General features: G+C 40.8%; 19 protein-coding genes, 2 tRNA genes and 1 pseudogene. 7 read left to right on the forward strand and 15 right to left on the reverse strand.

The features are described from left to right. Positions 1-190 precede the first annotated feature (190 nt). The 4 genes and pseudogenes from MKI79_RS01150 to tpiA all read right to left on the reverse strand — a co-directional run bounded on the left by MKI79_RS01150 (position 191) and on the right by tpiA (position 1665). A tRNA-Met gene (locus MKI79_RS01150) sits at positions 191-267 on the reverse strand. 47 nt (positions 268-314) lie between these two features. Further along, positions 315-399, reverse strand: a tRNA-Leu gene (locus tag MKI79_RS01155). Between the two features lie 221 nt (positions 400-620). Then, positions 621-858, reverse strand: a pseudogene (gene secG / locus MKI79_RS01160) (preprotein translocase subunit SecG); the annotation flags it as partial. Positions 859-903: 45 nt separating this feature from the next. Next, positions 904-1665: a triose-phosphate isomerase gene (gene tpiA, locus MKI79_RS01165; protein WP_241570251.1), complete on the reverse strand. Its 762-nt coding sequence runs from the start codon at positions 1663-1665 to the stop codon at positions 904-906. 214 nt (positions 1666-1879) lie between these two features. Between tpiA and pilB the strand changes: the two genes are divergently transcribed. The 4 genes from pilB to coaE are packed head-to-tail and all read left to right on the forward strand — an operon-like array spanning position 1880 to position 6368. Next, positions 1880-3589, forward strand: a complete 1710-nt coding sequence (pilB, locus tag MKI79_RS01170; protein WP_241570252.1) for a type IV-A pilus assembly ATPase PilB — start codon at positions 1880-1882, stop codon at positions 3587-3589. 30 nt (positions 3590-3619) lie between these two features. Next, positions 3620-4852, forward strand: coding sequence for a type II secretion system F family protein (locus MKI79_RS01175; RefSeq protein ID WP_241570253.1), 1233 nt, complete (start codon positions 3620-3622; stop codon positions 4850-4852). 18 nt (positions 4853-4870) lie between these two features. Beyond that, a complete protein-coding gene (locus tag MKI79_RS01180; RefSeq protein ID WP_241570254.1) occupies positions 4871-5740 on the forward strand; it encodes a prepilin peptidase in 870 nt (289 codons plus the stop codon). A gap of 25 nt (positions 5741-5765) precedes the next feature. Continuing rightward, a complete protein-coding gene (gene coaE, locus MKI79_RS01185; protein ID WP_241570255.1) occupies positions 5766-6368 on the forward strand; it encodes a dephospho-CoA kinase in 603 nt (200 codons plus the stop codon). Positions 6369-6380: 12 nt separating this feature from the next. Here coaE and MKI79_RS01190 read toward each other — a convergent pair whose 3' ends face one another. From MKI79_RS01190 to ppnP, 3 genes are all read right to left on the reverse strand, one after another. Continuing rightward, positions 6381-7277, reverse strand: coding sequence for a DMT family transporter (locus MKI79_RS01190; RefSeq protein WP_241570256.1), 897 nt, complete (start codon positions 7275-7277; stop codon positions 6381-6383). A gap of 134 nt (positions 7278-7411) precedes the next feature. Continuing rightward, on the reverse strand, positions 7412-8161 hold the full coding sequence (rlmB, locus tag MKI79_RS01195; protein WP_241570257.1) for a 23S rRNA (guanosine(2251)-2'-O)-methyltransferase RlmB: 750 nt from the start codon (positions 8159-8161) through the stop codon (positions 7412-7414). A 126-nt stretch (positions 8162-8287) separates the two neighbouring features. Then, the gene (gene ppnP, locus MKI79_RS01200; protein WP_241570258.1) at positions 8288-8614 is read right to left on the reverse strand and encodes a pyrimidine/purine nucleoside phosphorylase; all 327 of its coding nucleotides are present in this window, start codon (positions 8612-8614) and stop codon (positions 8288-8290) included. A 300-nt stretch (positions 8615-8914) separates the two neighbouring features. Between ppnP and MKI79_RS01205 the strand changes: the two genes are divergently transcribed. From MKI79_RS01205 to MKI79_RS01215, 3 genes are read left to right on the forward strand one after another with little or no spacing between them, the layout of a single operon-like run. Then, positions 8915-9784 carry a lysophospholipid acyltransferase family protein gene (locus MKI79_RS01205; RefSeq protein ID WP_241570259.1) on the forward strand — a complete coding sequence of 290 codons (870 nt, stop codon included), beginning with the start codon at positions 8915-8917 and terminating at the stop codon, positions 9782-9784. A 60-nt stretch (positions 9785-9844) separates the two neighbouring features. Continuing rightward, positions 9845-10858, forward strand: a complete 1014-nt coding sequence (galE, locus tag MKI79_RS01210) for a UDP-glucose 4-epimerase GalE (protein ID WP_241570260.1) — start codon at positions 9845-9847, stop codon at positions 10856-10858. Then, entirely contained in the window at positions 10859-11965 is a 1107-nt protein-coding gene (locus MKI79_RS01215; RefSeq protein ID WP_241570261.1) for a glycosyltransferase, read from the forward strand. On the opposite strand, the gene MKI79_RS01220 is transcribed toward MKI79_RS01215, so the two are convergent. The 8 genes from MKI79_RS01220 to MKI79_RS01255 all read right to left on the reverse strand — a co-directional run bounded on the left by MKI79_RS01220 (position 11948) and on the right by MKI79_RS01255 (position 22974). After that, positions 11948-13012 (reverse strand): glycosyltransferase, encoded by a 1065-nt coding sequence (locus MKI79_RS01220; protein ID WP_241570262.1) that lies wholly within the window; start codon positions 13010-13012, stop codon positions 11948-11950. The two genes, MKI79_RS01215 and MKI79_RS01220, sit on opposite strands and share 18 nt — an antisense overlap. Before the next feature lie 21 nt (positions 13013-13033). Then, a complete protein-coding gene (locus MKI79_RS01225) occupies positions 13034-13771 on the reverse strand; it encodes a hypothetical protein (protein WP_241570263.1) in 738 nt (245 codons plus the stop codon). A gap of 16 nt (positions 13772-13787) precedes the next feature. Next, on the reverse strand, positions 13788-15398 hold the full coding sequence (locus MKI79_RS01230) for a glycosyltransferase family 2 protein (RefSeq protein WP_241570394.1): 1611 nt from the start codon (positions 15396-15398) through the stop codon (positions 13788-13790). Positions 15399-15418: 20 nt separating this feature from the next. Then, the gene (locus tag MKI79_RS01235; RefSeq protein ID WP_241570395.1) at positions 15419-16120 is read right to left on the reverse strand and encodes a glycosyltransferase; all 702 of its coding nucleotides are present in this window, start codon (positions 16118-16120) and stop codon (positions 15419-15421) included. 294 nt (positions 16121-16414) lie between these two features. Next, a complete protein-coding gene (locus MKI79_RS01240; protein ID WP_241570264.1) occupies positions 16415-17575 on the reverse strand; it encodes a nucleotide sugar dehydrogenase in 1161 nt (386 codons plus the stop codon). A 210-nt stretch (positions 17576-17785) separates the two neighbouring features. Continuing rightward, on the reverse strand, positions 17786-18712 hold the full coding sequence (locus MKI79_RS01245; protein ID WP_241570265.1) for a branched-chain amino acid transaminase: 927 nt from the start codon (positions 18710-18712) through the stop codon (positions 17786-17788). A gap of 75 nt (positions 18713-18787) precedes the next feature. Next, positions 18788-21541 carry a bifunctional [glutamate--ammonia ligase]-adenylyl-L-tyrosine phosphorylase/[glutamate--ammonia-ligase] adenylyltransferase gene (glnE, locus tag MKI79_RS01250; protein ID WP_241570266.1) on the reverse strand — a complete coding sequence of 918 codons (2754 nt, stop codon included), beginning with the start codon at positions 21539-21541 and terminating at the stop codon, positions 18788-18790. 200 nt (positions 21542-21741) lie between these two features. Further along, a complete protein-coding gene (locus MKI79_RS01255; protein ID WP_241570267.1) occupies positions 21742-22974 on the reverse strand; it encodes a sensor histidine kinase in 1233 nt (410 codons plus the stop codon). Positions 22975-23012 lie beyond the last annotated feature (38 nt).

A 23012-nucleotide genomic window follows, 5' to 3' on the forward strand; every position in this document is an offset into this window, starting at 1 on the left:
GCGGGAGCTGGATTTGAACCAACGACCTTCGGGTTATGAGCCCGACGAGCTACCAGACTGCTCCATCCCGCATCAACGTGCACAAATTATAGTGCGATTCGAACAAAAGTCAATGTAAACTCTTCTGTTCGAGCAATTATCCAACGATTTAAACAAAAAATAATCTATGGAAAAATTGCTATTCTGGTTTTGGTAGCGGGAGCTGGATTTGAACCAACGACCTTCGGGTTATGAGCCCGACGAGCTACCAGACTGCTCCATCCCGCATCAACCATTCTGCTTGCTTACACCAAAATAAAACCATAAGGCTTTTTTGGTGCGGAAGGGGGGACTTGAACCCCCACGCCCGAAAGCACTACCACCTCAAGGTAGCGTGTCTACCAATTCCACCACCACCGCAAGCAGGCGTGCATAATAGACCTTTCTTTCTCAAAAGAAAAGCCCAATTTCGCTTTATTACGGATTTGCAGGTGTGTTTGATGAAGTTTCAGGCGCTTGAGAAGTAGTCGTTGTTTGAGACGCAGTAGTAGCCGGTGTCGTCGTTACTGCTGCAGGTGTGCTATTCGACAACGGCGCAGGAGCTTGCTCAACCTGCTCTGCACCCGGCAAGACATTGACGCCTTGTGTTTGCTTTTTGGCATAAACCGCCAACGTCAAACTGGTCACAAAGAATAATGCCGTCAAAATCGCAGTTAATCGAGTCATAAAATTACCCGAACCTGATGCGCCAAATACCGTTGCCGCACCACCGCCACCAAACGAAGCACCTGCATCAGCACCCTTGCCATGCTGTACCAAGATCAACGCAATCATTAATATTGCCAATAGAATATGCACGACGAGTACGAAGCTATACATAATATTACCTAAAACTGATTCAACAAATGACTATATCAACGTGACTTAAACGTTGTATTGCGAAAACGCATCAACAATTGCCATAAAACTGTTCGCTTCTAAAGAAGCACCACCCACCAATGCACCATCAACATCTTGACAGGCCGCTAACTGTACAGCATTTTCAGGTTTTACACTACCACCATAGAGCAAACTCAACTGTTCAGCATAAGCCGTATGTTCTTTTAGATACTGACGAATAGTTGCATGCATCTGCTGCGCATCTTCAGGGGATGCTGTTTTACCCGTGCCAATCGCCCAAATCGGCTCATAAGCAATAATAAGGTGTTGCCAATCATCTGCTGTCAAAACATCTTTTAAATCGTTCAATTGCCCGACGACGATTGATTCTGCTTGACTAGCTTCACGTTGCGATAAACTTTCCCCAACACAATAAACCACTTGTAGATCAGCTTGGCGAGCTTGTTTAATTTTTTGTTGTAAAGACGGCGTATCATCAGCAAACAATTCACGACGTTCTGAATGCCCAATAATCACCGAACGCACACCCATATTTTGCAACAAGTCTGCGCTTACCTCTCCTGTATACGCACCAAAACCAGATACAGTCGATACATCTTGTGCGACGACAGACAACTGTTCAACCTGTTCGACAAACATACCTAAATATGGTGCAGGTGGTGCAATCGCAACCTGACATGATGTTTTTTTCTCGCCGAATTGCGTTTGAACCGTTTCGAATAAGGTTTTGGCATCGAGAAAACGTGGATTCAATTTCCAGTTTCCAATCACCCACTGCTGACGCATGTCAATCTACTCAAATTTTAAAATCGCGTAATTTTATACGTTTTTCAGCATAATGATAAGCCGGATCATCATTTTGTCATTATTTCTATTTAAAGCATTTGAAATTCCTGTCATAAATTTCGTTTTTTGTTGGACGGTTATAAAATTGTGATATATTGTTAAATTAGAAAAAACTGCAAAACATAATGAACTATGGATGAGTTGAATTGAAATTATGCTAGCAACAAGTCAAGCACCAACCTTTACCGGTTTTATAAAACGCTTAGTCGCTGATGGGGTGATCAGTGCAGAGTCTATGCAAAAGGCTCAAGACCAAGCGAAGCGAAATAAACAACCTTTAACCTTTGTTTTGGTTGATGAATTTAATGTGTCTGGTTTAAAAATAGCGACAGCGATTTCAGAGGAATTTGCCGAGCCAATCTTTGACTTGGACGTATATGACCCTTCAGCTTTACCAAAAGACGTTGTAAATGAAAAGCTAATCACTCAACATCAAGTTATCCCACTTATGCAACGAAGTGGAATTTTGGTTGTTGCAACTAGTGATCCAACACGTATTGAAGCATTGGAAGCCATTCGCTTTAACAGTAAACTCAACCTACAAAACGTTATTGTAGAACAACAGAAGCTCACTAAGTTTATCGCCACTCACTATCAAGAAGAGGAAAATTTTGATTTTGGTGATGATGATTTTGAACTTGAAGTTGCAGATGACAATGCTTCACTTGACGACACAGATAAAAACGAAAGCCAAGAAGAAGCGCCTATTGTTAAATATATTAATAAGCTTTTGGTTGATGCGATCCGCATGGGCGCCTCAGATTTACACTTTGAACCCTACGAAAAAATGTATAGGGTGCGCTATCGTGTAGATGGTGTACTACGTGAAACTGCCCGACCACCAATGCAATTAGCGAATAGACTAGCATCACGTCTAAAAGTGATGTCACAAATGGACATCTCAGAAAAAAGAGTCCCGCAAGACGGTCGTATTAAACTTAAACTCTCCAAAACCAAAGCCATTGACTTTCGTGTCAACTCACTACCGACCTTATTTGGTGAGAAAATCGTCCTCCGTATTCTCGACCCATCCAGTGCCATGCTCGGCATTGACGCACTTGGCTATGAACCTGATCAGAAGGCGCTATTCATTGAAGCCTTAGAAAAACCGCAAGGCATGCTTCTCATCACAGGGCCGACAGGTTCTGGTAAAACGGTTTCTCTATATACCGGTTTGAATATACTGAATACCGAAGACTCGAATATTTCGACAGCAGAAGACCCGGTTGAGATTAACTTACAAGGCATTAATCAGGTCAACGTCAACAATAAAGTTGGACTCACATTTTCTGCCGCATTGAAATCATTCTTACGCCAAGATCCAGACATTATTATGGTCGGTGAGATTCGTGACCTTGAAACAGCTGAAATTGCCATCAAAGCTGCACAAACAGGCCATATGGTGATGTCAACATTACACACCAATAGTGCACCCGAAACGCTAACACGTTTACGCAATATGGGTGTGCCATCATTTAATATTGCAACCTCTGTGAACCTTGTGATCGCACAACGCCTAGCAAGGCGCTTGTGCAGTCAATGCAAAAAGCCTGCAGATATTCCAAAACCGAGTCTATTAGAGATGGGCTTTACAGAAGCCGATTTAGCCAATCCTGAATGCCACATTTTCGAAGCAGTGGGTTGCCCTGAATGTCGAGAAGGCTATAAAGGTCGTGTAGGTATTTATGAGGTCATGAAAGTTAATGCTGAAATTTCCAAAATCATTATGGAAGATGGTAATGCCCTAGAAATCGCAGACGCTTCCTTACGCGCTGGCTTCAACAACTTAAGGCGTTCAGGATTACTAAAAGTCATGCAAGGGATTACTACCTTACAAGAAGTGAACCGTGTAACCAGTGAATAAATTTTGAAAAATGTTATATAAGGAATCGTCATGGCAGTAAAAAAAGCACAAATGATGCCGACATTTACCTATGAAGGGGTGGATCGTAAGGGGTTAAAAATAAAAGGGGATTTACCTGCTAAGAATATAGCTCTTGCAAAAGTCACCCTAAGAAAACAGGGTATTACTGTCCGTAAAATCGTGCAAAAGCGTGAAATTGAATTCTTAAATAAAATGTTTAAGAAAAAAGTGACCACGCTTGATATCACTATTTTTACGCGTCAGCTTGCAACCATGATGAAGGCAGGTGTCCCACTGGTGCAATCTTTTGAGATTGTTGCTGAAGGTTTAGAGAATCCTGCAATCCGTGAAGTTGTCCTTGGTATCAAAGGGGAAGTGGAAGGTGGTAACACTTTTGCGGGTGCATTACGTAAATATCCAAAATATTTTGACAATCTATTTTGCTCTTTAGTTGAATCGGGTGAGCAATCTGGCGCACTGGAAACCATGCTTGATCGCGTTGCAATCTACAAAGAAAAAAGCGAACTTCTTAAGCAAAAAATCAAAAAAGCAATGAAATATCCGATTTCAGTCATCGTCGTTGCAATCATAGTTACAATTATATTAATGGTTAAGGTCGTTCCTGTTTTTGAAGAGCTATTTAGCTCTTTTGGTGCAGATTTACCCGCATTCACCAAGCTAGTAGTCAACATGTCAGGATGGGTTCAAAATTACTGGTTTTTCCTTTTACTTGGTATTGGAGCAACCGTATTTGGATTTTTGGAAGCTAAACAGCGTAGTAAAAAATTTAGTGATTTCTTAGACCGCTTATCATTAAAATTACCCATTTTTGGTGATTTAGTCTATAAAGCGATCATCGCTCGTTATAGTCGCACGCTTGCCACCACATTTGCTGCTGGTGTTCCATTGATTGATGCGCTTGAATCCACTGCTGGAGCGACAAATAATGTTATTTATGAAAAAGCAGTAATGCGCATACGAGATGATGTTGCGACTGGTCAACAATTACAATTTTCTATGCGTCAAACTCAGCTTTTCCCAAGTATGGCAGTGCAAATGGTTGCTATTGGCGAAGAATCAGGCGCATTAGATGCAATGCTAGACAAGGTAGCAACACATTTTGAAAATGAAGTCGATAATGCTGTCGATGGCTTAACCAGCATGATGGAACCTCTGATTATGGCTATACTTGGTGTGCTTGTTGGCGGTCTAGTGATCGCAATGTATTTACCTATATTCCAAATTGGTAATGTGGTTGGTTAAATTATAAGATTCAACTATATGTATAATTTTATTTTGTTTCTATCAACCAATCTTGCATTGTTCTATTGTACTGTTGCAATATTGGGGCTATGTATCGGTAGCTTCCTCAATGTGGTCATTCTTCGTCTACCCAAGATGATGGCGCAAGAATGGCGACACGAATGTCAACTTTTCTTACATCCTGAACAACCCATAATTGATCAAGACAAGTTGACGCTCAGTCAACCTGCATCGACTTGTCCTCATTGCCAGAAGCGCATTCGATGGTACGAAAATATTCCAGTTGTGAGTTGGTTGATTTTACTCCGTGGCAAATGTAGTCAATGTAAAACGCCGATTTCTTTTCGCTATCCATTTGTTGAAATTTCAACTATGCTCTGCTCTGTGCTTGTTGCATTCAAGTTCGGCGTAAGCGTTGAAACACTATTTGGCTTAATCTTTACTTGGATTTTGATTGCATTAACAGGTATTGATTTTGATACGCAACTTCTGCCTGACCGACTAACTTACCCTTTGATAGGACTGGGTTTAGCGGTGAATAGTTATAGCCTATTTTCTACTCCAACTCAGGCGATATGGGGCTGTTTGCTCGGTTTTTTATCATTGTGGTCGGTATATATCATTTTCAAGCTGATCACGGGCAAAGTAGGCATGGGGCATGGTGACTTCAAACTTCTAGCAGCCTTAGGGGCATGGCTTGGCCCATTACAGCTTCCTTTAATTATTCTGCTTTCCTCATTAGTTGGTGCGATTATTGGCATCATCTTACTTAAAGTCACCAAAGAAAATAAACCATTTGCATTTGGTCCTTACTTAGCCATTGCGGGATGGATTGCTTTTCTTTATGGCGAACAAATCATGAAAGTATACTTAGGTAGTTTAAGCTAAGTATCAAGATCAACGGCATTAATCAATGACTTATATTGTTGGACTCACAGGTGGTATTGGTAGCGGAAAATCTGCTGCCAGTGCATGGTTTGAGCAACAAGAGATTTTGGTTGTTGATGCAGATATTGTTGCACGTGAAGTCGTTGAAGTTGGACAACCTGCGCTGATCGAAATTCAAAAGCACTTTGGCGATTGGGTACTGGATGAGCAAGGGTGTTTAAATCGAAGTGCGCTTCGTGACTATATTTTCAAGCATCCTGAAGCTCGACAACAGTTAGAAGCTATCACCCACCCCGTGATTAGAAACTCCATCATTCAACAATTAAACCAAGCTTCAAGTCCATACGCGATATTAGCTTCGCCACTCCTTTTAGAAACTGATCAGCATTTACTGTGTCAAAGAAACTTACTCATTGATGTGCCTGTAGAACTACAACTTGTACGTGCTAGCCAACGGGATGATCAAAGCCGTGAACAGATTAAACGTATTATCGCCGTACAAATGCCACGTTTAGAAAAGCAAAAACGTGCTCATGACATTGTAGATAATTCAGGCACGCTTGAAGACTTGTACCAACAACTACAACCACTACATAAGCATTACCTTCAGCTCGCCACATCAATCTAGTTTCAAAAACTTTCAAATTTGCGATGTGCTTTTAAGATGAGCAATCCACCGCCACGGTTGTAGTGCACCAATTCCAATTCCAATTAACCCACAAATAATCGCAGGCGATACAGGCTCATTAAGGAGCGGAATAGCGATAACTGCAGCAATAAACGGTGCCAAAGTCACGATGCTTCCTGCTTGAAATGCACCAAGTCGTTTGATGGCTTCAACATATGTAATGGTTGCGACAATGACCACCAACACGCCATGAAATAGCGTTTGGATTGCGATATGTATAGGCTCAGCTTCGGTAAGATGCTTCGGCAGAAAGAACAAATATACTGGTATATACATGACAGCCGACCAAATCGCTACACTACTCATCGCTTGCCAGGCAGTCATATTCGACTCACGAAGTAAGACGGTAAATATCCCCCAACACACTGCACCAAGCACAAATAACACATCACCTACACCAAAAGGTTGATGACTATTCATTGACAGTAAATACGTCATCAAAATGAGCGATATCGACATAATGGCGATACTTGTGCAAACATGTCGATCAAACGGTTGCTTATAAATAACAAACGCAGCTAAAGCTGTACAGACAGGAATAAAACCATTTAAAAAGATCGCCGCATGCGCCGCTGGAGAAAAATAAAAACCACTATAAACCGTGACGCAATAACCAATACCACCAACCAATGCCAAGATAATTGCCTGTTTTTTAAATAAAAATTGATAATTACGCTGATAGAGCAAAATAGGCACTAAAATAGAAAATGCAAAAGCGAAACGTAACGCTGTCAAATCCCACGCCACAATACCCCACTTCGCACTCAATCTTGAAAGAATCGTAAATCCACCCCAAATACACATGGTGATCAAGACAAAAATATAGCCCTGCAATTTCACACGATTCATCAGCGTGTCCTTTTACGGAGTATAGGAGAAATATTTAAAGCAACTTTTCTTCAATAATGACTTTCAATAGTTAATTCAATCGGCGGATTTAATAGTCATCGTTAAAAAGTTAGCTTTCAAATTAAAAAAAGGCATTAGACCCTTGCTAGACGTTGTCGGCTTGCTTCATATAATGCCATACCTGTTGCAACACTGACATTTAAACTTTGTAGATCACCTGCCATTGGGATATACACTTTTTCATCACACTGGGCTTGGTTGATCGGGCGAATACCAGTGTCTTCCGCTCCCATGACGATTACTAAACGTCCTGTTAAATCAGACGATTGAATCGGTTTCGCTGTTTCATCTAGCAAAGTCCCGACGACTTTGACATCTTGTAGCTTCATCGCCGCAAGTGTCTTTCCGAGATTTGTCACTTGTATGAACTTCACTTTTTCAGCACCGCCTGCGGCAACCTTACGAGCTGTTGGTGTCAAACTTGCTGAACGATCTCTTGGCACAACCACTGCATCCACACCCATTGCAGCAGCTGTTCGAATACATGCACCAAGATTATGCGGGTCTGTCACTTGATCTAATGCCAAAATTAAAACGTCTTTTTTTTGTGTCAGGAGTTGCTCTAAATCATCTTCATTCAATGTCGGTTGAGGCCTCACAGCAGCGACCACACCTTGATGAAACGGCAATCCTGCCAATTTCTCTAAGGTATCTCGGCTTGCTTTTTGAACACTGATACCAAACGGCTCAGCAAGTGTACGGATTTTTTGCAAGCGTTGATCATCACGCCCTTTCAAGGTAAATAGCGTCAAGACACGCTCAGGCTCTAGCTCTAGCAAGCTCTCAACAGCATGCACGCCATAATAATGTTCTGCCTTTGCCATGTTCTTCACCTAATATTTACTAATTTTTGAAAAATCATTGAGAAATTTGATTCTTACGAAAAAGAAAAATCCTGTAAGCGACTTACAGGATTGTGATACTAATCGACCCGATCAGTTGCGCTATGCTTAGCCCTCAAAGTGGCAGACATAATCTACGACCACACTGGTTTCGACCTTAAACATACTGTTGGCGCCAATATAGAATGATTGCCCTGCACGGAACAACTCACTTTCTTCACTATCTGCGATCAAAACACGGCATTCGCCAGAAATAATTTCCATCCGTTCAGCGACATGCGTTTCAAAAGTAAGCGGTTGATCCGTTGGCATAATCACGCCAAGCGTCTTTCGTGTCCCATCTTCAAACTGAACAACATGACTTACGCATTTGCCATCGAAATACACATTTGATTTTTTAATCACAGACACATGATCAAACTGTGCTGAACTCATGTAACACTCCAATACATTAGAAGTTTTTAAAAGCTAAAAATTAAAATTTAAGCAAGCTTAAATCTTCAGCGCGATTCCACGCTATGTCATTTTTTTGCATTTTAAAAACGAAATCATCACTTATTTTTTAAAACCTTGCTAGTGTATATCGAGCAAGCATCTTGAATCAATTCCCAAAGTGTTTGCTTTCAAGATAAAATACACAAATTACAGAAAATTAGACTATAGTAGTGCTCTACCTCATATTATTTTAGTGTTTTGCAAGCGACTCACACCCTATTTTTACGACCTCATATTGAAATGTTCAAACCTAGCTTTATAAGATTTATTCCACTTCGACTACTTCGCATATTTGCAAAAATGGTTGCGTGGTTTCTATGTCAAAATGACCGCAAAGGCATGTATTGGAAAACTAAGATCAACTTGACTTTGGCTTATCCAAAGTTAGATGAAAAGCAAATCGAGCGCATGAGCAAATCGAGTGTGCAAAAACAATGTCTATCTTATGCAGAATCCGCAAAATGTTGGGCAATGCCACCTGAGTGGAGTTTTAATCAAATCAAACAAGCACATCAATTAAATATCCTGACAGATGCTTTAGCCAATCCCAAAGGTGCGTTAATTATCACACCTCATCTCGGCACATGGGAAATGATGAATGCGTGGTTACACCAATATGGCACACCAACCATCATGTATAAACCGAGTAAGAATCCAACACTCAATCAGTTTGTACTCGATGCAAGACAACGACTGAATGGCACGCTTGTTCCGACTGATGCGAATGGTGTAAAAGCTCTCTTCAAAACATTAAAGCAAGGCGGTTTTAGCGTAATACTCCCCGATCATGTCCCACAACCCTCAGGTGGTGTGATTGTGCCATTTTTTGGGATTAATTGTTTAACCAGCACCTTAGCCAGTAAAATGGCGCAAAAAACAGGCTGCAAACTCGTTGGGCTAAGTTGTTTCCGCCGTGCGGATGATGAAGAAGGATTCGACGTATATTGTGACGATCTAGAAGACCCAAATCTTTATAGTCCAGATATCCATATTGCAACGACCGCATTAAATCAAGCAATTGAACAAATGATCAATCGCTTTCCTGAAGAATATATGTGGGGATATAAGCGGTTTAAAGGGGTGCCTGATTTACCCAACTTTTATTCCTAATTATAACTTTTTCGTTTAACATTGAATGGTAAATACCCACAATCAAATCTTTGAGCAATTATGATTCTTTTGACCGGCGGACTTGGCTATATAGGCTCTCATGCAGCAACTTTATTAGCGAAACAAGGGCTAGACTTTATTATTTTAGACAATCTATCCAATTCTAAGATTGATGTATTAACACGGTTAGAAAAAATTACAGGGAAACCAATTCAATTTATTCATGGGGATATTCGTGATCGAGCGCTTTTAGATCAATTATTTAAAAACAACCCAATTCAAGCAGTCATACATTTTGCAGGGCTGAAGGCTGTTGGCGAAAGTATGGAGAAGCCACTCGAATATTTCGACTGCAACATTCACGGTAGCATTACGCTTTTTGAGGCAATGGCTGAAGCAAGCATTCATAAACTTGTATTTAGTTCATCTGCTACAGTCTATGGTGAAAATGATAACCCCGAACTTGTCGAAACCATGCCTACTGCGATGCCAACCAACAACTATGGCTATACCAAACTTGTCATTGAACAGATGCTAGAGAAACTAGCTATCGCCAACTCCAGATGGTCTATCGCTATTTTACGTTACTTCAATCCAATAGGTGCTCACCCATCAGGCTTAATTGGTGAAGATCCGCAAGGCATTCCAAACAATCTGTTACCATTTGTCGCCAAAGTCGCTACGGGTGAACTTCCTATTTTAAATGTTTTTGGAGATGACTACCCAACCCCTGATGGCACCGCTATACGCGACTATATTCATGTCATGGATTTGGTCGATGGTCATATTAAAGCACTTGATTATATTCAAAATAAAAGTGGGTGCTTTATTTGGAATCTCGGCACAGGAAAAGGCTCATCTGTCCTAGAAATTATTGAAAATTTTGAAAAGGTGACTGGGCAAAAAGTACCCTATCAAATCGCTCCTCGCCGAGCAGGTGATATTACTGCGTGTTGGGCAAATCCTGAGAAATCCAAACATGAATTAGATTGGCAGGCTCACTTTAGTTTAGAACAAATGATTGAGGATTTATGGCGGTGGACAATGCCTAACAAAAAAGAGGAAAGAATTTAAATGTCGTTAACTACCCCCAAAAAGATATTATTCATTGCTGACCATCTCAAAGGCGGTGGTGCAGAAAATATGCTCCTTAACCTCGCTGAGCAACTTTACGATAGATGTTATGAAATTCATATACTTACTTTATTAAATATTAACAATTATGAAAAACGAACCAAAAACTTTACACTACATTCTGCCGATCTATCTACACAATTTGTTGGTGGGAAACTATTAGTCGAAAAGCAACTTAGTACCTCCGAATATGCCAAACTTACATCCATGATCAACCACATTAAACCTGATGCGATTATTGTCACGATTTGGTACTCATATCTAATTACACCTTATATAAGCCACGAAAACCTATGGATATGGTCTCAAAGTGATATTCTCCCGGAATTTGGAAAAACGCTCAACCCAATCAAGTTTTTACGCAATATCTATAAGAAAATTATTTTCACTCGAAACTTTAAACAATTATTTTCTCATAAAAATATTATTACACTGAATACAGACATAGAAGAGAAGTATAAAAAGCTCTTGGATAACATCAATATCCACGTTATCTATAATGGACTGGCAAATATTGACCAATTTAACATTAGCTTAAATGAAAAAATTTGGGATATTTGCTACGTAGGTAGATTATCACCTTCAAAGCAAGTCGAACATGCGATTATTGCCTTTCATCAATCACAACTCAAAGGTCGGATGGTTATTGTCGGTGACGGTATGAGAAAAAATAAGCTGTTAAAATTGACAAAAAAATTAAACTTAGAAAACCGCATTGTATTTATTGGTTGGGTAGAAGATCCACAAAAATACATTCAACAAAGCAAAGTATTAGTCTTACCGTCTAGTACTGAGGGTTACCCAACTGTTATCGGTGAAGCATTAATAAATCAGACTCCTGTTGTTGCCTACAAATGTACTCAAGGTATTTCACACCAACTATATACTACAGATATGCAACGTGGTTTAGTGCCAACGAATGATATTAATGCATTAAAAAATGCATTAGAAGATATTATCCACGATCCTTATCATATCCCAAGCAATATTTCTGAACGCTATAGCATGGACAAAATGACCCAAGCCTTTCTAAAACTTATTGATTAGTTGAAGGTAATGGGATGCTGCCTTTTGAGGATAAAACTTCTTATCCAAGCCTATCTCGCACTCATGAGAGTTCGATAATGTTTGTGACATCTTGAATGCAAGTGCATTAACATCACCCACAGCAACAAGCTGTTCAGGTGACAACACTTCATTTGGCCCCGATGGACAATCCGTGCTGATAATCGAGGTATTTAACGCCAGTGCCTCTAGAATCGCAATACTAAAACCCTCAAAATCCGAAGAAACCACCATTAGCTTGGCATGTTTGATAAAAGGATAAGGATTCTTTTGAAACCCTGCAAAAATCACTTTATTTTCAATACCCAAGTCTTGTACAAGCTGTTTGGATTCATTCATCAACTCGCCAGTACCAACCAATACCAGTGTTTGAGGAACGTTTGCCTGCGCATATGCTTTGATCAAAATATCATGGCGTTTTTGTGGTTTAAACTTGCCAACATGCACGATGTAATCTTGATATTCAGGAACAAAATCATCAGCTGTTTCTTCAATACTTTCGACATCAATTGGATTATAAATGGTGGTGATTGGCGCATCTTGCCCAAATAGCAATTTAAAATCATCGGTTACACCCTGACTAACACCCACGCACGGCTTTGCTAAATATGTTTTTTTCAGCGTATCTAAGAATGCTGAATCCTTGAGTTGTTCCGCATACTCTTGACTGGTGGTGTTGTGAATCACCATATGCACATTCGGCAACTGGCTATGTGCAAGAATAAAATCAACAGGATAGAGGTTGGATAAAACCATATCAGGCTCACCAACCGTTTTGCGCACGAATTTATCAAATGCCTTTGCAGCAAATTTCGCGCGCATAAATTTGGGAATGGCACGATACTTTTGATAATCAAAAAAGTGTAGTTTGATATTTTCAGGAACTGGCAAGTCTATGATGTTTTTAAAATAAACGATATGCGCCTCATGCCCTGCATCAACCAAACCTTTCGCCAACGTCAATGCAAAACGCTCTGCACCATTACCTTGCAAGGTAAAAATCGCCAATACAACTTTTTTCTTTTCCATAGTGAATGACCTTGCAGAATATTACCACCAACGTGTTTTTTCACGGGTGTGACGTGCTTTAGAGCGTGAATAAATATTATCATTTTCAGACTGTTGTAGACGGTCAAATATTTCAATCACAATCTGACCCAATTCATGTTGTCCGCATACTTTGTCTAAACGCCAACGCATATTTCGAAGACTATCATCTGTCCCAACCGCCAACGCAGAAGTCCCATCAAATAAAGCAACTCGCTCAGTTTGAAGCTTCTGCTTTATCGCTTCATTTTCTTGATAGTGATGTTCGCACAATAAGGCTTCGGTTTCTTGTGCCTTAATGGTATTAATTAGCACCACGGCATTCATCATGATGGCTTGCAAGGTTGCATCTTGATCACAATCAATAAACGTATCACAGGCTGAAATGAGCCATCGTGTATTTAAAGACTTTAATAAAAACTGCTGTTCCGCCAACCACAAGGTTTTAAATTTCTGATAATTTTGCGTTGCATCAACATCCCGACGGATTAACACAATGAGGCTAGCATGATAATGATTCAACTCAGACTGACCAATAAATTCAGCTTTTAAGTTTTCGATATGCGCATTTAAATCTTTTTCAGAACCATAAGTGTAGGTAATCCGCTCGCCTTGAATCATATTCTGCTTGAGCTGTTCAAGCTGTTGATCACCTGCATAGACTTTCTCTGCGCCAAAACGACGTTGATGACGACTGAAAGAAAACCACTGCTCAAATTTTGATTTTTGTCTTGCAGGCATATTCCACCACGGTCAATTAATCGGATTGATCTTGTTGCGCAAACTGCCACAAAATTAAATATTTATCAAAGGTATACCACATCAAAACCACTGACGAGATGAAACCATAAGCAGTATATAAAAACGCACCACGGATTAAATATTCACGGACAAAGGAAAACCATGTACGAAATAATAAACCGATAAGGCTGACTTTCTTGTGATGCTTATGTTTATCCACCGCCCAATCATGGCTATATCGCACACGCTTGACCAAGTAATGATATAAATCTTCACTGGTAAAGTGTAGATGCAAGCCATTCATTTTGACGATTTTTGCATCTTTGGTTTCCACAGACTCATGGACTTCGAGGTCGGAATAACCAAATTGGGTTCTTGCATACAGGCGATGCTCCCAGTCACGATACCAACCTCTTAAATGTGTCGGCACCCCTGAGAAGTAATTGATCCGAGCGAGGCTAAATACCTTATCTGTCTGCACGGGTTGCACCAATAACTCAACGATTGCCTGACGCAAGTCCTGATCTAAGCGCTCATCTGCATCAAGTACCAGAACATAATCACCCGTTGCATAACTTTGTGCGATTTGGCGCTGTTTTCCAAAGCCTTGCCAATTAGTATTGGAATACCACTTTGCGCCGTACCGCTCGGCAATTTGTTGTGTATTGTCGGTACTGCCTGAGTCTAAAAGCACAATCTCATCAACAATATCATGTACAGTATCTAAACATGCGCCGAGATGTTTTGACTCATTTTTTACAATCATCACCAAAGACAAAGTACTTTGTTTTTGGGCTTTGCTAATTGGCTGTAATGTCTTAGAAAGATCAAGTGATTCTTGGAAAGCGTGTTTAGCACGATTATGTTGTAGATCATATAAAATCGCATATTTATTAAAGGTATACTGACAAAATAACAAGGAATAAATCAGTCCATAGCGACCTTGTAAAAACCGTCCATCCATCACATATTGCTTAATAAGCGCCCACAAAGGGTTGGCGATAACTTTAAAAAAACTGGCTTTTTTGCCTTGCTGATGACGATCGACCGCCCAAGCTTTAGAATAGTCTAAGCGTTTCTGAATCCAAAAATACGGTGTCGGTGCAGTATGATGATGTAAAAAACCTTTTAATTTCTTGGTGATTGCATCACCTAAAACCACGGATTCATGTACCAAGTTACTGTCATACTGAAAGGCTTTGGGATATAACCGCCAATGTGCTTTGACTCCCCAATACGGATTATCAATCTGTTTGCCAAAAACAAAATCTAAGCGTTTTATGCCATAGACAATATTCGAGGGTGCATCTTGAATCGCAATCAAAATACTTTGTTTGAGTTGTTCACTAACCACTTCATCAGCATCTAAAGCGAGTATCCAATCGCCTGTTGCATGGCTTTGTGCAATTTGACGCTGTTTGCCAAAGCCTTGCCAGTCGGTATTGATATACCATTTCGCCCCAAAACTTTCAGCAATCTGCTGACTGCGATCGGTACTGCCTGAATCTAAAATAATGATTTCATCAGCAATATCCACCACGCTCGGCAAGGACAATGCCAAGTTATCAGCTTCATTTTTGACGATCATCACCACACTTAGGCGATGTGGTTTAGCTTGATGATTCATCGCAGGAGCATGATCCAAATTTATTGCCATGCTTCTTTGATCCAATCCGACGGCAATACATAACGATACCACTTACCACCACCACCATTAATCGCATCAGGTGGATTAATCTCGCCGTGGAAAATGATAATTTTTACGCCTTCAGGTTTTACAGGTGGCTTGAAATACGCCAGTGGAATCTTCTGTAAGCAATGGTATTTATAGCTTTTACACCACGTATCATTCCAATAGCTCAGCTTGCCTTCTTTGTGCACAAACCACGAGAGGTAGGCTTGTTCATTACGGAATTTCTGACGAATCTCATCAAAGTTCTCACGAAAATACGGCAAAATCTCAGGAAATGCACCCAATTGAAAGCGATACACCGAGCTGTTCCCTGTCACTCGCCACGGACGTTTCCAATCGTGAATAATCAGAAACTCACCTTTCTCTTGGAAAAACGCATCAATATTATCAACAATCACCACATCCAAATCTAAAAACAGCGCATTGCCTTTGAGTCCATATAAATCAGGCTCAAAAGTCGAAAGCTTATTCCAACCACGCTCTGGACTTCCTTCAGGTAAATCTAAAGGCGGAATCGGGAAACATTGTACATTCGGATCAATACCTTCAGTCCGATCGGTCAGACAGACCATTTTAAAGGGTAAAGTGGTATGGCGCTGTACCATGTTATACAGACGATTAACGTATTCTGCACCGTATTTTGTGCCCCACTTCATACACAGAACGATATTTTCTTGAGCGTCTATTGGTTCTAAATCTGGTTGTAAAACATCTGGTTGTAAACCATCTAGTTGTAAACTGTCTTGTTGAAAATCATGCGTTTTATCAGATTGTTGCTGATTATCCATAACGTCGCCTTGAATGAGCAAGCCAATACCCTGAAGCATTTTCAGGTAATTTATGGGACTTATCTTATCATAGACGAAAATGTCTTGTTTATTTGTTTGTACGAATTTATGCCTTTGATTGTGCTGTGATTTATAAACACTTATCCATATTCTTGAAAAGTTTTAATTTACCCCAAACAAATCACGTGTATAGATTTTTTCCATCACATCATTGAACATCGGCGCCATGCGATTGACCACGATTAAGTCATTCTGATGTTTGAATTTTTTCAGGCTTTCTTCAACACGAATCCCCATGTATTCAGTGGCTTTTAACGTTGGCTCATAGATGATGACTTCTACGCCTTCTGCCTTTAACCCACGGATCACATCATGCACCGCAGACTCTCGAAAATTGTCCGAATCGGCTTTCATGGTCAGTCGATAGATACCCACGGTTTTCACTTTTTTTGCCAAAATATCATCAATGATTGCTCGTTTTCTAGTGTCATTCGAGCGAATAATTGCCGAGATCAACTCTTGAGGAATATCTTGATAGTTCGCCAACAGTTGCTTGGTATCTTTAGGTAGACAGTAGCCACCATAGCCAAATGATGGATTATTATAATGCTCACCAATCCGTTGATCTAAGCCTACACCACTGATGATATCCAATGCACTGAGGTGGTTTTTCATGCAATAGGTATCGAGCTCATTAAAGAAAGCGACACGCATGGCAAGATATGTATTGGAAAATAGCTTAATCGCTTCCGCTTCAGTTGGATTAACACATAAAATCACCGCATCTTTTTTTACCGAAGCCTTTAAATACAATTTGGCAATTTTTTCAGCCCGTTCAGACTTCTCACCCATGATAATACGTGAGGGAAATAAATTATCATGCAACGCTTGTCCTTCTCGCAAAAACTCTGGAGAAAAAATCAAATTTTTCAGTTTGAGCTTTTTGGCAATGGATTGTGTATAACCCACAGGTACGGTTGATTTAATAATAATCAGTGCATCGGTATTAATTTTTACAATGTCTTCTAAAACCGTTTCAATACTTGAGGTATCAAAGTAATTGGTTTCGGGATCATAGTTGGTTGGCGTGGCGATGATGATGAGCTTGGCATGTTGATATGCTTTCTTTGCGCTTGTCGTTGCTTCAAGACTTGTTTCGAGTAAATAGTTTTGAATACAAGAGTCACTGATTGGTGAAATTTTCTGATTGATTTGTTCTACACGCTTTTTATCAATATCCAACGCTGTGACTTGATGTTGTTTAGCAAATAATAGCGCATTGGATAAACCTACATAACCTGTTCCGACGACCGTAATTTTCATTCTATCTCTAATTTCATTGCTTTTAGAGAGATACTTTATGAATACAATATTTCGAGACGATGATGATTTTATGATCGTTTTTTTACATTATGCTTTCACTGTTCTGACAATTTCTTTTCATTTTTCTGACAAGAAAAAAGAAGTCGCACATAAAAAATCAGGCGCTTTGCCTGATTTTTTATATAATTTTTATATTTTGACACACGGCACTTATTTTACATAAGTCAACCAATGCGCATACTTTTCACTGCGACCTTGTACCGCATCGAAGAAAGTCTTTTGGATTTCCGTGGTGATTGGACCACGTACGCCTGCACCGATTTGACGATCATCATATTCACGGATCGGCGTCACTTCTGCTGCAGTACCAGTGAAGAATGCCTCATCCGCAATGTAGAACTCATCACGTGTAATACGACGCTCAACCACTTCATAACCCAAATCTTTGGCAATGGTAATCACTGTTTGACGAGTAATCCCATCAAGCGCACCACCTGCAATATCGGGCGTATGCAATACACCATCTTGGATTAAGAAGACATTTTCACCAGCGCCTTGACAGACGTAGCCTTGCGGATCAAGTAACATCGCTTCGTCATAACCTGAATGCACGACTTCTTGATGCGCAAGAATCGACAAGGTGTAGTTGCCCGATGCTTTGGCTTTACACATCGTTGCATTTGGATGGTGATGGGTAAATGATGACGTTTTGACACGGATACCTTTTGCCATCGCCTCTTCACCGAGATACGCTCCCCAACTCCATGCTGCTACGACTGCATGAATGGTGTTATCAGTTGCTGCGATACCTAAACGCTCTGAACCAATAAAAATAATTGGACGCAAGTACGCTGAAACCAATTTATTCTCACGCATTACATCAATCTGCGCTTGCTCTAAAGTCGCTTGATCATAAGGGACTTTCATTTGATAAATTTTTGCAGAATTGAGCAAACGCTTGGTGTGTTCTTGTAAACGGAATATCGCTGTGCCATTTGGCGTTTCATAAGCACGGACACCTTCAAACACACCCATACTGTAATGCAAGGTATGGGTTAAGACGTGGGTTTTTGCCTCACGCCAGTCGATAAGTTTGCCGTCTTGCCAAATAAAACCATCACGATCAGCCAAATTCATGGCGCACACTCCAAATATCATTCATCTTTACAACGTCAATTTTCATTTTTATGCGCTTAAAAATTTGACGTCAAATTACATACCTTCCAAATCCTGTGTTGAACTTGGATCAATTAATCTTTGCCATAACTTGCAAACGCCGAATCGGATATCACGCCACGCTGTTGCATCGACTTGCAAAGATTGGTTTGCAAGCGCAAGACGGTGGCTCATCATTCGTTCACTGAGATAGGCTTGTGTCAATGTTTCGGCATCGACACTGGAAATACACCCTGTTTTGGCGGCATCTTGTAGAATGCGCACATTATCTGAGTAGTGGGCGAGATCTGGATTCGACCCACTCCACGCGAGCACTGCATACTGTGCCATAAATTCAATGTCAACGATACCACCTGCATCCTGTTTTAAGTGAAAAATGCCATCTTTTTGCTGATCTTTACTTGAGCCGAGATGGTCTTTCATCTTTTGGCGCATTTTGATCACTTCTTCACGGACATGCGACTCTTCACGTGGTGTGGTCAGCACTTCAAGGCGGATTGCTTCGATGCGTTGATTTAAATCACCATCGCCTGCAATGGTTCGAGCACGGACTAGGGCTTGATGTTCCCACAGCCAGGCACTGTGTTTTTGATAATGTTCAAAGGCTTTTAGACTGCTCACTAATAGTCCTGCATCACCATTTGGACGTAAGCGACTATCGACTTCATACACTCGACCATCTAAGGTTTGTGTGGTCATTAAAGACAGGAATTTCTGCGCCACTCGCATGGCGAACTCAAGCCCTGAAATTGGTTTTGTACCGTCAGTTTCAGCTTGTTCTTGATAATGGTGTACAAAAACTAAATCCAAATCCGAGCCATAGCCGAGTTCAATACCGCCGAGCTTGCCGTAGCCAATCACTGAAAAGCCGAGATGATCTAAACCACAACGCTGATCATTGACATCCAGTGGATAACCATGACGCTTCGCCACCATTTGATAAGCGAGTTGCAATGCGGAATGCACAGTGATTTCCGCAATATCAGTGAGCACATCAGAGACTCGCATTAACGGACTTTCTGCCAGCACATCGCTGGCTGCCACTGAAAGCACATTGGATTTTTTAAAGAGGCGAAGCACCCGCATCAAGTCTTCCACTTGATCAAGCTCAATGCGCAGTAGCTGTTGACGTAAGGCATTTTCCAAATCTTGACGCTGTGGCAACTCAAAGTCCATCGACAGAAATTCATCAAGCAATACAGGGTAACGACTCAGTTCTTCACAGATCCACGGACTGACACTTGCCATTTTTACTAGACGTTGTAATGCACCACGATTTTCCATCAGCATCACAATGTAGACGCTACGCCGTAGAATCGATTCAATCAGCGGTAATAGACGCATCAAAGCAGTTTGTGTCTGCTCCACATCTATCACCGCTTGCACCAGATAAGGCCAAAAATCCTTTAAGCGTTTGAGTGCTGTACTTGGTAGACGTTGCACGGCATTACTTTGCCAGAATGCTTCGATACGTTGATACGAGCTTTCATCGAGATAAGGTTGTAATTCTTGCAATTCCCCTGAAACGGTTGGCTCATCTCCTGCGTTGATACGCTCTTGAATCAGTGCATCAAAATAGTAGCTGACTCGACTGCGCTTTTGTTTCAGTTCGGTTTGGAAACTATCCCAGTCTGCAAAATTTAACGCAAAGATTAAGCGTGTTCGAAGCTGTTCATCTTGTGGTAGGCTTTGCGTTTGTTTATCTTCGAGGGCTTGAATACCATGTTCAACACGACGTAGAAACAAATAAGCATGTTTGAGCTCATCAAACGCCTGCTGATCTATAAAATTATCATCCATTAAGTGTTTCAGTGCCACCAAACACTGTCGATCTTGTAGCTCAAAACGTGAACCGCCATAGATCAACTGAAACACTTGCACGATAAACTCGATCTCTCGAATCCCGCCTGCACCGAGTTTGACATCTTCTTCGATATTGCGTCGCATGACCTCTTTTTCGATCATGGCTTTCATTTCACGCAAGGCAGCAAAAGCACTGTAATCGACATAACGCCGAAACACGAAAGGTCGAGCCATTTGCATTAAGCTTTCCGCTTTTTTACCGCCTGTAATGGCACGTGCCTTGATCCATGCATATCGCTCCCATTCTCGCCCATGTTGAATGAGGTATTTCTCCAGTGCAGCATGGCTGAGTGCCAGCGCACTACCATCACCCCACGGACGTAGACGCATATCCACTCGAAACACAAATCCATCAGCCGTGACTTGTTCGAGCAATTGAATAATCTTCTGCCCCCAAGCAATACAAAATTGCTGTACATCTACACATTTTCGCCCATTGGTTTCACCATTTTCATCAAAGGCAAAAATCAGGTCGATATCGCTGGAGAGATTCAACTCTTGCGCGCCATGCTTGCCCATGGCGATCACGATTAAATCTTGGACTGTGCCATCATCTTCACCGATCGGTTCACCATACTTGGCGATTAATGCAGGACGTGCAAAATCCTTTGCGACAATCACCGCAAGATCAGCAAAATCAGAAAGCTCACGCGTTAATGTGCGCACATCTGTCAAATTATTACAATCTTGCCAAATCCAGCGCAACATCAGCCGTGCACGAATTTGACGGATTTGACGCATCCATGTCGCTTCATCACTATTCGCATCCAAATTATCTTTAAGAAATGTGGCAATTTGCTGTCGGGTTAGCGGCTGTGAAAATTGGTCAATTTCATAATCTGATTGCCAAATGCCATCTAAGTTTTGCATCACTTGCGTGGCGTATAGGCTACTGAATTGTGTTCTTTCTAGTTGTTGTTGATCCATTGCGAAACCGACCTGTCCTACGAATATTTAAAATAATACGAAAAAAGTTTATATCCGCATAATTACGTAGATTTGATAAGCTTGCAATGCTTTCTTTAATGGTCAAATTTAAAAAAGTGAAATACTCAATGCGCAATAAAAAAGCTTGATGTCCAATACACGTCAAGCTTTCAATTTTAAATCTTCAAGGTAAAAAATATTTAGACTAAATCAATACTTCCCACTGGGATACGCACAATAAATAGTGTGCCTTGATTTTCAATGGATTCTACAGCGATCGTCCCGCCATTATTTTCGACAAATCGCTTACACAGCACCAAGCCTAGCCCTGTACCTTTTTCGCCTGAAGTGCCTTGTGTACTTGGAATAGTGTCTTGTTGAAACAACTTTTCACATTGCACTTCCGTCATACCTACGCCCTGATCCTGAATACGAATCTCGACCCAATTTTGATCTTGATGTGCGCAGATTAAAATCTCTTTATCTGCATTAGCATTGGTAAACTTGAGTGCATTCGAGGTCAGATTCTGAATCACAGAAGTCATCATCCGCACATCACCAAAAGCATAGAGCTGACCTGCAACATCACATTTTAGCTTAATCTTTTTCTTAAAGGCAGATGAGTTGAGTAGATCGAATACCGATTGCACCACATCATTGACATTGAAATGCACAGGCTTAAAGTGAAAACGACCACCTTCAGCCATTGCCCAATTCAACAAGCTTTCTAACAAACTATAAGTGGACTGCGCAGTATCATTAATATACTCGACCAACCGCAGTGAGGCCTCATCGTCTAGCGTGGCACGCTCATGCACCAAGATATCCGCACAGCTTAAAATGCCGTGAAATGGCGCACGAAGATCATGTGCAATAATCGAAAAATACTTGCTACGACTAGCATTGATTTCTTCTAAGTCAGCCAACTGACGATACGCTGTCTTACTATCTATGATCATTTGCAGTGATGAATCGCGCTGTAGAATGTATTCATTTAGACAGTTTTGCATTTGAACTGATATGAGCTGTGTTTTATCCGCACAAAGAATAATGGTTAGCTTAGACTCGGTCGATATAGTTGCATTACCCACCACATAAATCGACTCTGGCGTAAAATCATGTGAATCCTCAAAAACACCCTGTATCGTTTCAAAAATTGCGCTTTCGCTATCGAGTTGTTCACCTTTGCCAAAATGGGCAACTTGCTGACAGATATCTTGAACAATCTCTTGAGCAATGTTTTCTACGGTGCAGTTCGCCACGACCATGTCTTTGTATTGATAATAATAAATGGCGTGACTATAGCGACTCAGTTTACACAATAGGTCAACCGTTGCACCGACATGCTCAGACACAATTTCAGACAACTCCGCCTGCAAACTTGCAGGGGCGGGTGTCGCTGTGTAACTTGAGATCGGCGCTCTAACCGGCATAAGACCTTACCTAATAAAAATAGAATTTAATTTGATAA

Origin of the sequence: Acinetobacter sedimenti (assembly GCF_022601685.1) — a bacterium.
In the GTDB taxonomy this organism is placed as follows: Bacteria; Pseudomonadota; Gammaproteobacteria; order Pseudomonadales; family Moraxellaceae; genus Acinetobacter; species Acinetobacter sedimenti.

What these genes read in the sequence shown, in the direction of transcription:
- MKI79_RS01220 (WP_241570262.1), bottom strand. Translation starts at nt 13,012, where the DNA reads ATGGAAAAGAAAAAAGTTGTATTGGCGATTTTTACCTTGCAAGGTAAT.
- glnE (WP_241570266.1), bottom strand. Translation starts at nt 21,541, where the DNA reads ATGGATCAACAACAACTAGAAAGAACACAATTCAGTAGCCTATACGCC.
- coaE (WP_241570255.1), top strand. Translation starts at nt 5,766, where the DNA reads ATGACTTATATTGTTGGACTCACAGGTGGTATTGGTAGCGGAAAATCT.
- MKI79_RS01180 (WP_241570254.1), top strand. Translation starts at nt 4,871, where the DNA reads ATGTATAATTTTATTTTGTTTCTATCAACCAATCTTGCATTGTTCTAT.
- pilB (WP_241570252.1), top strand. Translation starts at nt 1,880, where the DNA reads ATGCTAGCAACAAGTCAAGCACCAACCTTTACCGGTTTTATAAAACGC.
- MKI79_RS01255 (WP_241570267.1), bottom strand. Translation starts at nt 22,974, where the DNA reads ATGCCGGTTAGAGCGCCGATCTCAAGTTACACAGCGACACCCGCCCCT.
- MKI79_RS01230 (WP_241570394.1), bottom strand. Translation starts at nt 15,398, where the DNA reads ATGAATCATCAAGCTAAACCACATCGCCTAAGTGTGGTGATGATCGTC.
- tpiA (WP_241570251.1), bottom strand. Translation starts at nt 1,665, where the DNA reads ATGCGTCAGCAGTGGGTGATTGGAAACTGGAAATTGAATCCACGTTTT.
- MKI79_RS01190 (WP_241570256.1), bottom strand. Translation starts at nt 7,277, where the DNA reads ATGAATCGTGTGAAATTGCAGGGCTATATTTTTGTCTTGATCACCATG.
- MKI79_RS01175 (WP_241570253.1), top strand. Translation starts at nt 3,620, where the DNA reads ATGGCAGTAAAAAAAGCACAAATGATGCCGACATTTACCTATGAAGGG.
- MKI79_RS01235 (WP_241570395.1), bottom strand. Translation starts at nt 16,120, where the DNA reads ATGAAGTGGGGCACAAAATACGGTGCAGAATACGTTAATCGTCTGTAT.
- MKI79_RS01205 (WP_241570259.1), top strand. Translation starts at nt 8,915, where the DNA reads ATGTTCAAACCTAGCTTTATAAGATTTATTCCACTTCGACTACTTCGC.
- rlmB (WP_241570257.1), bottom strand. Translation starts at nt 8,161, where the DNA reads ATGGCAAAGGCAGAACATTATTATGGCGTGCATGCTGTTGAGAGCTTG.
- MKI79_RS01245 (WP_241570265.1), bottom strand. Translation starts at nt 18,712, where the DNA reads ATGAATTTGGCTGATCGTGATGGTTTTATTTGGCAAGACGGCAAACTT.
- MKI79_RS01240 (WP_241570264.1), bottom strand. Translation starts at nt 17,575, where the DNA reads ATGAAAATTACGGTCGTCGGAACAGGTTATGTAGGTTTATCCAATGCG.
- MKI79_RS01215 (WP_241570261.1), top strand. Translation starts at nt 10,859, where the DNA reads ATGTCGTTAACTACCCCCAAAAAGATATTATTCATTGCTGACCATCTC.
- MKI79_RS01225 (WP_241570263.1), bottom strand. Translation starts at nt 13,771, where the DNA reads ATGCCTGCAAGACAAAAATCAAAATTTGAGCAGTGGTTTTCTTTCAGT.
- galE (WP_241570260.1), top strand. Translation starts at nt 9,845, where the DNA reads ATGATTCTTTTGACCGGCGGACTTGGCTATATAGGCTCTCATGCAGCA.
- ppnP (WP_241570258.1), bottom strand. Translation starts at nt 8,614, where the DNA reads ATGAGTTCAGCACAGTTTGATCATGTGTCTGTGATTAAAAAATCAAAT.